This window comes from Actinocorallia aurea (assembly GCF_054783995.1).
The window spans coordinates 1-13,353 of sequence record NZ_BAAGPQ010000028.1 but is presented as its reverse complement, the minus strand read 5'-3'; the positions used below and the strand labels follow the sequence as shown (position 1 = coordinate 13,353).

General features: G+C 69.4%; 12 protein-coding genes. 5 read left to right on the top strand and 7 right to left on the bottom strand.

Annotated features, from left to right (window positions below):
- Window positions 1-239: 239 nt before the first annotated feature.
- Entirely contained in the window at window positions 240-1,169 is a 930-nt protein-coding gene (locus ACYVOM_RS31060; RefSeq protein WP_460307115.1) for a hypothetical protein, read from the top strand.
- Between the two features lie 361 nt (window positions 1,170-1,530).
- Here the strand turns inward: ACYVOM_RS31060 and ACYVOM_RS31055 are convergent, their stop codons facing one another.
- Entirely contained in the window at window positions 1,531-2,106 is a 576-nt protein-coding gene (locus tag ACYVOM_RS31055) for a helix-turn-helix domain-containing protein (protein ID WP_460307114.1), read from the bottom strand.
- A 106-nt stretch (window positions 2,107-2,212) separates the two neighbouring features.
- Here ACYVOM_RS31055 and ACYVOM_RS31050 point away from each other — a divergent pair, with 106 nt between their 5' ends.
- Window positions 2,213-2,596, top strand: a complete 384-nt coding sequence (locus ACYVOM_RS31050; protein WP_460307113.1) for a hypothetical protein — start codon at window positions 2,213-2,215, stop codon at window positions 2,594-2,596.
- A gap of 65 nt (window positions 2,597-2,661) precedes the next feature.
- On the opposite strand, the gene ACYVOM_RS31045 is transcribed toward ACYVOM_RS31050, so the two are convergent.
- From ACYVOM_RS31045 to ACYVOM_RS31035, 3 genes are all read right to left on the bottom strand, one after another.
- On the bottom strand, window positions 2,662-5,127 hold the full coding sequence (locus tag ACYVOM_RS31045; protein WP_460307112.1) for an FG-GAP-like repeat-containing protein: 2,466 nt from the start codon (window positions 5,125-5,127) through the stop codon (window positions 2,662-2,664).
- Complete coding sequence (locus ACYVOM_RS31040; protein WP_460307111.1) at window positions 5,124-6,050, bottom strand: FG-GAP repeat domain-containing protein; 927 nt, start codon at window positions 6,048-6,050, stop codon at window positions 5,124-5,126. The genes ACYVOM_RS31045 and ACYVOM_RS31040 overlap by 4 nt, the downstream gene beginning before the upstream one ends.
- A gap of 551 nt (window positions 6,051-6,601) precedes the next feature.
- Window positions 6,602-7,687 carry an alkene reductase gene (locus ACYVOM_RS31035; protein ID WP_460307110.1) on the bottom strand — a complete coding sequence of 362 codons (1,086 nt, stop codon included), beginning with the start codon at window positions 7,685-7,687 and terminating at the stop codon, window positions 6,602-6,604.
- A gap of 111 nt (window positions 7,688-7,798) precedes the next feature.
- On the opposite strand from ACYVOM_RS31035, the gene ACYVOM_RS31030 reads away from it, so the two are divergent.
- The gene (locus ACYVOM_RS31030) at window positions 7,799-8,182 is read left to right on the top strand and encodes a MerR family transcriptional regulator (RefSeq protein ID WP_460307109.1); all 384 of its coding nucleotides are present in this window, start codon (window positions 7,799-7,801) and stop codon (window positions 8,180-8,182) included.
- Window positions 8,183-8,608: 426 nt separating this feature from the next.
- The gene (locus tag ACYVOM_RS31025) at window positions 8,609-8,950 is read left to right on the top strand and encodes a hypothetical protein (protein ID WP_460307108.1); all 342 of its coding nucleotides are present in this window, start codon (window positions 8,609-8,611) and stop codon (window positions 8,948-8,950) included.
- A 219-nt stretch (window positions 8,951-9,169) separates the two neighbouring features.
- On the opposite strand, the gene ACYVOM_RS31020 is transcribed toward ACYVOM_RS31025, so the two are convergent.
- Window positions 9,170-10,621 carry an ATP-binding protein gene (locus tag ACYVOM_RS31020; protein WP_460307107.1) on the bottom strand — a complete coding sequence of 484 codons (1,452 nt, stop codon included), beginning with the start codon at window positions 10,619-10,621 and terminating at the stop codon, window positions 9,170-9,172.
- 425 nt (window positions 10,622-11,046) lie between these two features.
- Between ACYVOM_RS31020 and ACYVOM_RS31015 the strand changes: the two genes are divergently transcribed.
- Entirely contained in the window at window positions 11,047-11,610 is a 564-nt protein-coding gene (locus ACYVOM_RS31015; RefSeq protein WP_460307106.1) for an alpha/beta fold hydrolase, read from the top strand.
- 135 nt (window positions 11,611-11,745) lie between these two features.
- On the opposite strand, the gene ACYVOM_RS31010 is transcribed toward ACYVOM_RS31015, so the two are convergent.
- Both ACYVOM_RS31010 and ACYVOM_RS31005 read right to left on the bottom strand, forming a co-directional pair.
- The gene (locus tag ACYVOM_RS31010) at window positions 11,746-12,993 is read right to left on the bottom strand and encodes an MFS transporter (RefSeq protein WP_460307105.1); all 1,248 of its coding nucleotides are present in this window, start codon (window positions 12,991-12,993) and stop codon (window positions 11,746-11,748) included.
- 3 nt (window positions 12,994-12,996) lie between these two features.
- Complete coding sequence (locus ACYVOM_RS31005) at window positions 12,997-13,197, bottom strand: hypothetical protein (protein WP_460307104.1); 201 nt, start codon at window positions 13,195-13,197, stop codon at window positions 12,997-12,999.
- Window positions 13,198-13,353: the final 156 nt, after the last annotated feature.

Genomic DNA, 13,353 nt, shown 5'->3' with positions numbered 1-13,353 from the left:
GCATTCGTCCGCCTTCCCCAGATTCGTCAGCAATGACGAAGCCGAAGGTAGGAAGACGGTCTACAGCGGGACATCACACCGGGGAGCCAAGCCCAAAGCGGTACCCCGGTAGCACGAAGGGGCGCGCGGCACTCGGCTCCGGAACACTCGGCGCCGCCCCCGCGAAAGCCGTCCGCATCCCCGGCGCCGGATCGGCGGCCTCGGCCTCGGTCTCCCCTGACCACCGCTACGCTCCGGGAATGGCCGCTTTTCCGGGCATCGTCACCAGGGTCGTGGACGGGCGCGTGTGCGCTTACGCGGTCTCCTCGGACGGCGAGGGGGTGCTGTCGCCTTCGGCGGTGTTCGCGCCGTCGGAGGGGGACGAAGTGCTCGACCACGCCGTCACGCCGGACCTCCGGCGGCTCGTCTACACCACGGGCGACGCCGTCGTGAGCGTCGTCGCGGGGGCCGAGACCTGGCGGGTGCCGTTCGCGCCCGGCGCAGGGCATGCGTTCCACCATCGGCCGGGCTGCGTGCTGGCGGACGGGGGCGGCGACGTCTGGCTGTTCCGGCCGGACGTGATGGCCGGGCGGGGCACCGCCGACCGCTGGCTCGTCCTGGACGCCGAGTCCGGCGCGGTCCGGGCGGAGGCGGAGACCGGCACGTCGGGGCACTCCGCGGTCCAGATCGCGCACCCCTCGGACGGCGGGGTGCTGCTGTGCGTCGGCGAGGGGCAGGACGGCGCGCCCATGCTCCGCGGCACGCTGAAGGACGGCCGGCTGGACATCGCCCCGTATCCGTGGACCGACCGGGTCCTCATCGCCGTCTCACCCGACGGCACCCGCTTCATGACCGCCGACCACTCCCAGGAGGACGTGGCCTTCCACGCCCACCCCGGCGGCGAGGCCGTCGCGCGCCTGACCGCGGCGGACTTCGGCCTGGACCCCGAGAAGGCCGTCGTGGCGTACGCCGGCGGCTTCCTCACCGCGGACACCGCGGCGGTGGCGTTCGAGGGAGAGGACGAGGCGGGCGACGACTGGTTCGCGTTCCGCCTCGTCTCCCTGCCCGACGCGTCCCCGGGCCCCGAACTCGCCACCGGCGCCGCCTTCGCGGAGGACGCGGTGTTCCTCGCCGACGGCTCCTGGCTCACCCCGGACCCCTCGGGCCACCCGTTCCGCCGCCGTCGCTGACCCGTCGGTCGAGGCAGAACCCTCGGCTTCGGGATCGGCCATGACGATGCGGCTCTCGCCGTGGTGTCCGCTGCCCTTCTCACCCCGATCGCCCGGATCGGGGACCGCGGGTCCGCACGATCGGCCGGGGCCGCACCGCGAGGCGTCGGAGGCCAGGCAGAGGACGGCTTCGGAGATGTCCTCGGGCTGGAGTGCGGCGACCGGGAGCCCGTGCAGGAACTGGAAGCCCGGCTGGGCGTCCTCCCAGGCGGAGCTCCCCAGGTCGGGGCGGAAGAGGCGGTAGAGCGCCTCGTCGCCGACCTCCACGGGAAGACCAGCCGATCGGGGCTCCTGCACCGCGGGGGCGGTTCGTGGGGCTGGGCTATTCGGGGTGGGCGATGGTGAGCAGGACGTGGGCGGGGTCGTCGCCCACCAGGAACCAGCGGTGGCGCAGGCGGGCGTCCTGGGCGAGGAGGTCGCGGGGGCCGAGGCGGTAGACGCCCGCGCCTTCGACCTCGACGTCGAGGGTGCCGGAGACGATGTAGAGGCCGATGTCTCCTTTGAGCTGGAACCACTCCTCCAGGTACTCGCCGGGCCGCACGACGTATTCGATGATCTCCAGTCTGGTGCCGGGGCGCATGAGCAGGGCGCGGCCCACGGCGGCGTCGGCGCGGGCGGCGACGGGGATGGGGCGGCCTTCGTCGGAGCGCGTCACGGACACCTGGGCGTTGTCCGGGGCGGGGAGCAGGGCGCCGGGCAGGACGCCCAGGGCCTCGGCGAGCCGGTAGGTGGTGATCATCGACGGGGCGCTGGCCCCGCTCTCGATCTGGCTCAGGAAGGGCTGGCTGACCCCCGAGCGGCGAGCCAGCTCCCGCATGGACAGCCCCGCCTCCTCCCGCAGCCGCCGCACCGCGGCGCCGATCCGCGCGTTGAGCACGGCCTCGGGGCTCGGCTCCACAGTTCACCTGACCCTTAGATAAACGATTGATATAGGCGGTCACTTAACTCATCTCGATTGATGCCAGCAATCAAGATGATCGCTCCTGTCCGTTGGAGTATGCCGGATGAACCTTCTCGCCGAAGAGCCCACCGGGCCGCCGTCGTCCACCTCACCTACCCCCGCGTTCGAACAGCGCGGCATCGAGCACGTCCCGGACTCCGAGCGCCGGGGCACCCCGCGCCAGTTGGGCTTCCTGTGGTCCGGGGTCGTCCTGAACGTCCAGACCGTCCATCAGCCGTCTCGCGCTGGGACGGCACGGCAACCGCCCCGTCGCCCTGCTCAACTGGTGCATGCAGGTCCGCTCGGCGGGGCGGTCCCGCAGATCCTGCTCATGGCCGTCGGGGCGGGCGCAGCCCTCGTCCTCCCGGACGCGACGGACCCGATCGGCGGCGGCGCGCTGAGCACCCTGGCCCGCGCGCGCAGGTGGTGTCGGCGCGGAGGAAGGTGATGAATCGCCCGCACCCGCAAGTCGGACGGGCGGCCCGGCCGCTTGGAGCGGCCGGGCCGGGGGCGTCAGTCGCCGCCGTGGTTGAGCCAGGCGGTGAGGGCGCCGTTGGAGGCGATCTGGACCCAGTCGGCGCGGCCGTCGCCGTCGATCTCGGGGAGGGCGATCCGCCCGCCGGTGCCGGTGGCGATCTGGCCGCGGTCGGCCCAGACGGCGCCGCCGGTGTTGAGCCAGGCGGTGGGCACGCCGTCGGGGTCCAGGGCGATGTAGTCGGCCAGACCGTCGGCGTCGAGGTCGGCGAACTCGATCTGGGCGTTGCTGCGGGAGGGGAGGTTGGTCAGCGTCTGGCCGCCTGGCTGCCAGCCGTTGTGACCGGGGGTGTCGCCGCCACGGTTGTAGAAGACCTCGACATTCTGGTTGAAGTCGATGAGGCGTATGTAGTCGGCGCGCCGGTCGCCGTCGAGGTCGGCGAACCTGATCTTCTGCAGGTTGGTGACGGTTCCGCCGCCGTGGTTCAGGTGGGGTTCCCAGCCCTGGTGCCATCCGGAGGCGTCGGTGGTGTCGCCGCCGCGGTTGTAGTAGACGTCGATGGCGTTGTTCTCGCGGATGACGATGTAGTCGTCCTTGCCGTCGGCGTCCATGTCGGCGAAGTGGATGCGGTCGGGGCCCAGACCCGTGCCCTGGGCGACCTCGGCGCGGTACACCCAGCCACCGCCTCCGGCGCCGTCGCCGCCGCGGTTGAGCCAGACTGTCGCCGCACCGGTGGGTGAGAGCCAGACGTAGTCGTCCTTGCCGTCACCGTCGATGTCGGCGAACCTGATGGAGTCGCCGACGTCGGGATTGCCGGGCAGACCGGCGGCGATGACGCCGAGCGGCTGGTAGCCGTCGCGCTGCGAGCACTTCGACACCATGGTCGACGGCCCCGGCTCGCCGACCCAGCCGGCCGACAGCACCGTCTGGATGCCCGCCAGGAAGACGTCGGCGATCTTGTCGTAGCCGTTGTCATTGGGGTGGACCACGTCGGCCAGGTCACCCGGGGCGACCCCGTCCATCTCGACCAGGAGCACGTGGTCGCCACCGGCCGTCCTGCCGTTGACCATGGCGCGGATCGCATTGTTGTAGGCGTCGATGCGGGCCTGGATGGCGCCGTCGGTGGACGGCGGCAGGGTGGCGACGACGATGGCGACGCCCGGCGACCCGGCGAAGATCTGGTCGATCAGCCCGCTCAGCCGGCCGGGCGCGTTGCCGACGTCGACGTTGCGGACCATGTCGTTGGTCCCGGCCATCAGCGTGACGATGTTGGGGCGCATGCCCGGCACCGCGTCCTGGGCCTCGGCGCCGATCTCGTCGATCGTGTAACCGGGCCAGCCCTCGTGGTCGCGGTCCGGGATGCCCACCCCGGCGCAGCGCTCACCGACAAGGTCGCGCTTGGCGAGCGTCGACCACAGGGCGCCGGCGAAGAACAGGGCCCACCCCAGCTTCTTCGGGGTGATGTCCCCGACCTTCTCCTGGACCTCGTCGCGGTAGCCGGAGGCGTCGCTGCTGCCATACCCAGCGGTGATGGAGTCGCCGAGGGGCATCTTCCGGATACTGTCGGGCAGCGCGGGGGCCGCGGCCCGCAACTGGCCCAACGCGACGGGCCTGTGGTCCGAGGGGGGCACATTGTTCTCGAACAGCGCCAGGCGCGCGTCGCCCACGACATTGTTGGTCGGGGCGGCGACAGGGTCGTCGGTGACGAAGTAGTCGAGCCTCCTGCCGCTGTTGTGCGTGGCCACGCCGCGGGGCGTGTTGACCGTGAACGCGACGGGGAAGCCGTTGCGCGCCGCGAGGTCCACGGGGTCGACGTTGAAGTCCCCTCCCACCGTCCACCGGTACTGCTCCCCGCGCTGGTCGCCCCAGGCGGTCACCGCGTCGTCGATGGCGTCCAGCAGCACGGCGGAGTCCCCGCCGCCGCCGCTCAGTCCGTGCACGGTGAAGTACCAGTGGGCGCCGAACCGCACGCCCAGGGCGGTACGGCCCGCGGTGACCGGGTTCTCCACCACGTTCACCTCATCGGGCACCCCCTCGACCACGATCGCAAGGTTGACCCTGCCTCCGGTCCCGTTCTGGGTGGGCAGGAAGTAGACCGCGCGGAGGTCCGGGGTCTGGTTGTTCCCCACGTTCCAGGTGTAGTGCTGGACGATGTGGGTCTGGGTGGCGCCGTTGTGCACCGTGGTCCGGACCAGGTCGTCCTCCCGCAGGGCCGATCCCGCCGGCCGCGGACCGGCCTCCTGGAGCATCACGATCTGCGCCGCTCTGGCGTGGGTCCTCACGAAGTTGAACCACTTGCTGGTGTCGGGATCGCCTTCGGTGGCTCCCTGCATGTTCCAGGTGATCAGGGGTGTGCTCTGCAGCGGCCGGTCCTCTGCCCAGGCCGTCCGGGCGGAGGCCACCGTCCAGGCGGCGACCAGCAGCACGACGGTCATCACGGCCGAGCCGGCCCGCAGGCCGAACGGCCACCGGGCCGGGGCCGCCGCGGCGTTCCGAGGGCTCACTGGTCGCCTCCGTCGTTGAGGTAGCCGACCAGGGACCCGTTCGGTGCCATCGCGACGAGGTCGACGCGCCCGTCCCCGTTGAGCTCGCCGAACATGATCCGGCTGATCGCGTCGCCTGTTCCGCCGGCGTACAGGGTGAGAGCACTCCAGCCGAAGACAGCCGCCGCGCCGCCGGGGGTCTCGCCCTGGTTCTCGTAGGCGTAGAGGCTGCTGCCGGTGGCGAGGAGAAGGTAGTCGTCCCGGCCGTCGCAGTTGAGGTCGTGGAACGCGGTCCTCCCGTAGTCGGAGGGGGTGATGAGGCCCGCGTGGGCCGTGCCCCATGCCGTCCAGCCGTTGCCGGCCGGTGTGTCGCCGCCGTCGTTGCGCCACGCCTGGATAGGCATGGTGCCGGTGGAGACGAGGTAGTCGTCGTCGCCGTCGCCGTCCAGGTCGGCGAAGAAGATCTGGGCGGCGGGCGCGCCGGTGCCCTGGGCGATCTGGCCGACCGGGGTCCACCCGGGGGTGATGCCGCCCGTGCCGGTGAGGTCGCCGCCGTTGTTGAGGTAGCCGTCGATGGCCCCGTTGTCCTTCACGACGAGGTAGTCGTCGTCGCCGTCCCCGTCCAGGTCGGCGAACCTGACGCGGTCCGGCGTGTATCCGGCGCCCAGCGCGATCCGGCCCAGGTAGGCCCACCCGCCGCCGCCGGACATGTCGGTGCCGTTGTTGCGCCAGGCCCGGACGCCGCCGATCTCGTCCAGGAGCACGAGGTCGTCGTCGGCGTCCCCGTCGATGTCGGTGAACCGGAGCAGCGTGGTGTCGGTGATGCCCGGGACGCCCTGGGCGATCGTGCCACGGGGAATCCAGCCGTTCCGTGTGGTGCAGGTGGCGGCCGCCGCGGCGGCGGGCGCTGCCGACGCCGTGAGGCAGGACGCGAGCACCGCCACCGCAGCGGCCAGGACCGCGGCCGGTCTCCTCCCGATGGGCCGGGCAGGGGCCGCTTCGCCAGGGGGCCGAGCAGGGCGTGTTCCTCCGGGGCGCATAGCCGAGCCTTCCTCTTGGGGGGTGGCCGCCGCAAGGACCCGGGGTCGGCCAACAGAGTTCGGAAGCCGCCAGGCTAAGCGCGCAGCCCCGGGAAATCTAGAAACAGACGATATAAGATCAACGACGGTGCGCCGGGCCGGGGCCATGTGATCTTCCCCCGGTAGCGCGGACGTGTTCGGCGTGGCGTCAAGCGCCTGATGTGGGTGTTGTGTGGAGTTGTTCGTAGGCGTTAGGGCTCAGCATTCCGAGGCCGGAATGTCGTCTGTGTGGGTTGTCGAGTAGCCGGGGGCGTTTCAGCCCCGGCTACTCGACAACCCCAAACGCCGCCACTCGGCACTCGGATACAAGGCACCCGACCAGGTCCACGTCGAGTACCTGAACCAGCTCACCGCATGAATCAGCCGCAATAAGAGCTGTCCGGAATCAGCGGGGCACATCACTGGCGGGAGCCGCCTCAGACGTACGTCGGGTGGTCTATGAATCCCGCGTCTCCGCCGCCGTAGTAGGTGGCCGGGTCGGCTTTGGCGAGCGGAAGCCCGCGGCGGAGCCGCTCGACCAGGTCCGGGTTGGCCAGGAACGCCCGCCCGAAACTGATCAGGTCGGCGCCGGCCGCCAGCCATCGTTCGGCCGACTCCAGATCGGTCGGCTTCGGACCGAAGGCTGCCTCACCGCGCTCCAGCCAGGAGCTCGGATTCACGATCAGGGTGCCGTCCCAGCGCTTGCGCAGGCCGAGCATCGTCTCCTCGTCGGTCGTGGCCTCCAGGTGCACGTAGCCGAGTCCGAGCCTGTTGAGTTCGGTGACCAGCGCGGCGTACACCTCGGCGTGGTCGGGCTCGCTGACATCCCAGAGCCCCGCGCCCGGCGAGAGCCGGATTCCGGTGCGTTCCGCGCCCACGGCGTCCACCGTGGCCTCGACCGCCTCGACGGCGAACCGAATCCGGTTGGCGACCGAGCCGCCGTATCGGTCGGTGCGCAGATTGGCGTTGGTCGAAAGGAACTGGCTGATCAGATAGCCGTTCGCGCCGTGCAGTTCGACCCCGTCGAATCCGGCGTCGACCGCGCGAACGGCCGCCTGCGCGTACGACCGGGCCTGCTCGCCGATCTCGTCGGTCGCCAAGGCTCGCGGAACCGGCGCAGGCTGCGGGCCCGCCGGGGTGAACACATGACCGGCGGCCGCGACAGCCGACGGGCCGACCGGCTGGACGCCGGTGGTCGATACGTGGCCGATCCGGCCGCCGTGCATGAGTTGCGCGATGATCCGGCCGCCGTTGATGTGGACCGCTTCGGTCACCTGCCGCCAGGACGCGGCCTCGGCGTCGGAGCGCAGACCGGCCGCGCCGGGGTTGGAGGTTCCGACGAGGCTCGGCCCGATCCCGTCCGAGATCAGCAGGCCGGCGCTCGCCCTCTGCGCGAAATAGGCGGCCATCGAGGGCGTGGCCAGGCCGTCGGCGGTACCGCGGGCGCGGGTCATCGGCGCCATCACGATCCGGTTGGGCAGGGTGAGCGCGCCGAGCCGATGGTCATCGAAAAGGCTGGTCATGTGGCTGGCCTCCGGTGAAGTGGAGTGAAGGGTGAATCGCCACGTACGCTAAACCCTGACATTGACGTCAGAGGCAAGCCTGCGTGGCAGGGATCACGAAGGAGCGATCGGATGCGTATCGGGGAACTGGCGAAGCAGGCCGGTGTCAGCGTGCGATCGCTGCGCTATTACGAAGAGCAGGGGCTGCTCGCCTCCGAGCGCAGCTCGAGCGGCCAGCGCCGCTACCCGGACGAAAGCGTGCAGCGAGTCATGTTCCTCCAGCGGCTCTACGCCGCCGGGCTCTCCAGCCGCACGATCGCCGAGGTCCTGCCCTGCGTCGATTCACCCAGCCCCGACACGAGCGACGACGCCTTCGAGCGCATGGTCGCCGTGCGCAACCGGCTCGACGCGCACATCGACGAACTGCTCGCGACCCGCGAAGCCCTCGATCAACTCATTGGCGTCAACCGCCGCTACCGCGCCACCCAGACACCGCTGCCCGCCACCGGAGCCTGATCCTCTCCCCCTCACCGGCGTGGAATCAGCGCCGGGCGGACTGCCTGCTGATGGTCATGCCACGCAAGGAAGGTGAGGGACACCACCGTCCGCCGAGCGAAGGCCGCCATGGGAAAGATCCGGTCCCTAGGCGGGTGGGCGCGGGAGCCTTGTCCCAGGTCTGTTCTGGGCAGTGGTCGCGCAACGACGGCGTCCGGCACATGCTCGGCGCCCTCGACCTGGCCACCGGCGCACCTTGCAGCGGCGCGTCGTCGCCTGGGATTGCACCAGAGCTCGATGTATTTGATGATGTCGCGGCGTGCGTGTTATCGGGTGGGATCTTCCGTCCGGTGGACGCGCTCGTTCTTCAGTGCGGCGAGGAAGGGTTCCGCGAGTGCGTTATCTCAGCAGACTCCGGTCTCCCGGTCGATTGCCGTAGCCGGAGCCATGTTCACGCGACTGGAGAAGCGCGCCCGGGCCAAAGGCTCACGAAACGGCACAACCCCCTTCGAGGCCGGAGATATCAAGAGCTTCCGCCGCATCTGGGGGCAGGACAAATTCCTGCGGACGGAGGTCGAAATCATGATCGTCCAGCCGGGCTTGTCGAAAGCGAAGGCCTCCGAAGAGCAACTCCTCATCATCGGCTCCACCGAGCGCTACGTAGAAGACATCGCCCAAGGCAAGTTGCTCGTTCACTGCTCCACCGATGCATCACCAAGAGTGGCGATCAATCACCTCAACACCACAAAGATGGGCTCGCGGCCACTGCCTGCGAGCCCATCTTTATGATTTAGGCCACACAAGAGCACTGCGAAGCAAGCGCCTCCACAGAGCTCCACAGCTTGCGGCAGAATCCATGATCACTACCATTGTTACCTACCCTCGCGGTAGCACACGGATCTCTGCGAGACATGAAAACCGCAGGTCAGGGCTACAATCCGAGGTCGCGGGAGAGGATCATTTTCATGATCTCGCTGGATCCGGCCTATGTGCCAACGGATCGGGGTCTCACGGGTAGAGATCGGAGATTCCGATGGGGATCTGTGTTTCTGAGAGGTCGAGGAGGTCGTCGGTGAAGCCGGCGCCGCTGTAGCAGACCAGTTTGGTCTCGGTGGTGTCGTAGCCGCGTTCAGCGAGGAGGTCCCGGGCACGGGCGAGGCGCGCGACATCGGATGCCCCCATCACCTTGCCCCACTTCGCCTCGCCGATGGACAGGACCCTCCTGCGCTCGCCTGGGTCGGCCTGGGCGAGGACGACGACGTCGAGTTCCAGCTTCGCTCGCATCTTGTGGTCGGTGAGGACGCCCGAGCCCACCTCCGCCGGCAGGTCTCCCCAGAGTTGCGTTGCACGGTCGGTGACGGCGAACCGGCGGCAGAGCTCTTCGAAGTGCGGGCCCGTCACTTGAGAGGCGAAGCGGGCTTTGGCCGCGTTCCACACGAGGTTCGCGCGGCCGCTCTCCAGCAGGCCCCACTGGGGGCGCATGACCACCTGGTAGAAAGTGATCAAGGGCTCGGCGATGCGGTAGTGGGACTTCCCGGAGTGGAAGAGATCCGGGTCCCGGCGCAGCAGCCCGCAATCCTCCAGCACGGTGAGAGGGTGGCCGATGTCGGTGCTCTTGCGTCCGATGTAATCGGCGATCCCGCCGCGGGACGAGCGACCGTGGGCGACGGCCGACAGCACCGAATGGAACAGACCGGGATCACGTGCCTCGGTCTCCTCGTCCAGCAGATACCGGGCCTCACGGAACAACGGCGTTCCCGGATCAAGGACGGTCCGCAGGACCCAGTCATCGAAATCCGCAAGGCCTTCCGGCGCGTCGTCGTTCACGAAGCGCCGGTACGCCGGAGTGCCGCCCACGACGGCATGCAACCGAACGGCCAGAGCCGGATCGACCGCCCCCCAGAACCCGGCGGCCATCTCGTAATCGAACGGCCGAACCACCAACTCGAGGTTCGCGCGTCCCCTCAACGGGGCGGTCCCAGCCAGCAGACGACCCATCACCGACATGGCCGAACCGCACAGCAGAAGCTTGATCGGATTCCCGCGGGACACCCCGCGATCGATCTCCCGCTGCAAGATGGACGGCAGTGCGGGCGCCACTTTGGTCAGATACGGAAACTCATCGATCACGATCGGCCCCGGCTTCTCGGCGCCCACCGAGAACAGGTGCACGATCGCCTCATCCCAGCTCGCGAACCGCAGAGGCGTCGGCGCGCCCACGTACTCCGACAGCGCCTCACCGAACAGCAGCAGCGACTCGGTCTCCGTCGCCTCGGTCGCCCCGAAGTAGAACCCGCCCGCCTCCCGCGCCAGCGCCTCCAGCAGGAACGTCTTGCCCATCCGCCGTCGGCCGCTCACCACCGCGAGCTGCGGCCGATCACTCCTGCGTTCCACGAACGCCGCAAGATGCCGCCACTCGAAGTCCCGGTCGAACACCTGGCCCGGCTTGATCACCAGCACCCCCGCGCTAGAGCCACAGTCCTTATAACCATACACCTAAGACTCGCGGCCCAGAGCGCACACCAGCCGGCTCCCACGGCACGCAAGAGCGGAACGAGCTGTGTCCCCCACCCCTCGCCACATGTCGCTACACCGGCCTCTTCAGCCGGATCAAGGCGGCGGTCGACCTGATCGAGGCCGAACTCAGGCAGACGCGGCGCAGGAACCCTCTGCTGCACAGACTGACGGGATCCGTGAGGGGTTAGAAACTCGCAGCGGCCGCCGGGATCCGGGCAGGGCGGTGCTTCCTGCGGTGAGACGCTGCGGGCTCAAGGCCGCCGGCCCCTGGCCGGCGGCCTTGAGCCTTGAGCTTCTCGGTGCGAACTCACGGAATATCTTCCGGCTGTCCGGTACGTGACCGAACGTACAAAAGTGACGATCCTAGGATGAAGAGGCGAAAACCGACCTCGTTGGAGCGGCGACCGATGGACCTTATCGAGGACATCGAGAAGACCTTCGGCCCCCGACCACGAGGGCTTCCGCCACATGGCCGACCGGTTCATCGTCTTCTTCCATCACCCGGAGACGATCCCCCGGTGGCGGCAGCGCAGCCTCGGACGCCGACGAACCTGCCCCATGTGGAGAGACTGTACGCCGCGCCGTCGCTGCAGGTTCCGCAGGATCGGATCCTCAGCCGCATCTATGACGAGATCGCCGCCGACCGGGCCGCCAAGGCCAACCGCCCGGACGTGCGCCGCTCCCACCTCGCCACCTTCAACCCCCAGTACGGCCCGGTGAGGTACGCCGAGGACGAGCTCGGCGAGATCGAGCACGAGACCCTCGTCCTGCACGGCCGCGAGGATCGGATGCTCCCGGTCGGTGCAGGCCGCTACCTCGCCGAGAACCTCCCCAACGCCCAGCTCCACGTGCTGCCGCACGCGGGCCACTGGATCCAGATCGAGCAGGCCGACCGCTTCACCGCGCAGGCCAAGCTCTTCCTCTCCGAGTAGGGCGGCTCCTGAACGCGGGGGATCCGCAGGGCGCCGGCGCGCTGCGGATCCCCCGCGGTTCGATCCGCACCTGTTCTTCGGGGCTGTGCATCCGGATCAGCGCGAAACGGCTGATCCGGATGCACGGGGATGGGGCTACGGGGCGGACGTCGGCCGGCCGGGCACAGCGTCCCCGGTGGGTGTCTGCAGGACCCACGGCCGCGGGTACTTCGGAAGCAGTACGGCGAGGACGACCGCGATCCCGGTGAGTCCGACGAGTATGAGGAGGGGGGCTGTGTAGCTGCCGACACCTGCCTGGATCGCGCTCACGGCGTACGGGGCCAGCGCCAGAGCCGAGCCCGTGATCGCCAGGGCCAGGCCTTGCAGCGCGCCGAAGGACTTCAGCCCGAAGTACTTGGCGACCAATGCCGGGCCGAGGGCCGATTCCGCGCCGGTCGCGAAGCCGAGGAGCGCCATGGAGACGTAGAGGAGCGCGACAGAGCCACTGTTGATGAGCGCGAGTGCCAGACCGACCGGCACCGTCGCGATGAGCACCGCCACGATCCACGGATGGCGCGCCCGGTCGAGGACGGTCCCGCCGAGGAGCAGCCCGACGACCGACATGCTGAAGAGCACGGAGAGCCCGAGCGACACGGTCGCGGCGTCGATGCCGGCCTGCCCGAAGAGGTCCACGGCGTTCTGGCGTATCGCGACCGGTCCGGTGGAGGCGAGCGTGAGGAGCAGCACGATGAGGATCCAGGCGCGGGTTCGAATCGCCTGCCGGAACGGCAGACCGGGCAGACCGGCCTCCAGGAGCTTCGGCCCGGCGACCGGCGTGACCTTTGGTTCGGAGATGAGCCAGACGACGGCCAGGATGCCCAAGACGGCGATCGCGATCGCGATCAGGTAGTACACGCCGTCCCAGCCGAATCCCGTGAACACTCCGGGGTCGACCGCGGAGACCGGCGGCGCGCCGCCCGGCGGCGCCGCAGGGAGATCGGCTCCTCCGGCGGGAACGGCCGGGGCGTCGCCGTTCACGAGCCACTGGAACACCGGAGAGAGAATGGCGCTGGCGAGACTCGACACCACCCCGACGAGTCCGAACCCGATCCCCCGGTGTTCGGGAAACCACGTTGAGATGATCTTGAAGATGACCCCGAGGCTCGCCGCGAATCCAAAGATCGACGCAAGGATGAGGAGCGTTTCGAGCAGCCAGGTCCTGCCCTCGGCGAGCGGGATGGCCGCCATGGTGATCGCGTACAGGATCACCGCTGGAAGCGCGACGCTCCGAGCGCCTCGCTGGTCCACCCAGCGACCGACGACCGGCAGGAGAAGGGGGCCTATGACGAGCGGCAGGGTGACGAAGAGCAGGATCGCCTGCGACGGCGCCGTGCCGGTCTTCATCGCTTAGGCCGGCACGACGAACGGGGTGAGTGCCGAGATGGCGGAAGGGCTGACGGCCACGAGCATCAGACTGCCCATGAGTGCGGCCTTGGCTCGACGTGGCGCCTTCATGAAGTCCGCGACGTACTGTCTGCCGCTGATCTTCGGCGGAGCGCCGTCGCTCGTCGGCATCGTGGTGAACGGGTCCGGGGTGGGGGGAGGCATCGGAACTCCTTGAACTCCGTGGAAGCGGGCGTCGGCGGCGACGCCCGCCCTATTCAGTTGTCGGGGATGGGGATCGGGCGCTGCCACAGCGGGCTAAGAACTCCTAACAAAATGTGTCTATCGGGCGACGTGTGGTGACGTGATGGTGTTGCATCC

Coding starts and splice junctions, on each gene's coding strand:
- ACYVOM_RS31025 (WP_460307108.1), top strand. CDS start 8,609: ATGTTCACGCGACTGGAGAAGCGCGCCCGGGCCAAAGGCTCACGAAAC.
- ACYVOM_RS31010 (WP_460307105.1), bottom strand. CDS start 12,993: ATGAAGACCGGCACGGCGCCGTCGCAGGCGATCCTGCTCTTCGTCACC.
- ACYVOM_RS31015 (WP_460307106.1), top strand. CDS start 11,047: ATGAAGAGGCGAAAACCGACCTCGTTGGAGCGGCGACCGATGGACCTT.
- ACYVOM_RS31050 (WP_460307113.1), top strand. CDS start 2,213: ATGAACCTTCTCGCCGAAGAGCCCACCGGGCCGCCGTCGTCCACCTCA.
- ACYVOM_RS31035 (WP_460307110.1), bottom strand. CDS start 7,687: ATGACCAGCCTTTTCGATGACCATCGGCTCGGCGCGCTCACCCTGCCC.
- ACYVOM_RS31005 (WP_460307104.1), bottom strand. CDS start 13,197: ATGCCTCCCCCCACCCCGGACCCGTTCACCACGATGCCGACGAGCGAC.
- ACYVOM_RS31030 (WP_460307109.1), top strand. CDS start 7,799: ATGCGTATCGGGGAACTGGCGAAGCAGGCCGGTGTCAGCGTGCGATCG.
- ACYVOM_RS31060 (WP_460307115.1), top strand. CDS start 240: ATGGCCGCTTTTCCGGGCATCGTCACCAGGGTCGTGGACGGGCGCGTG.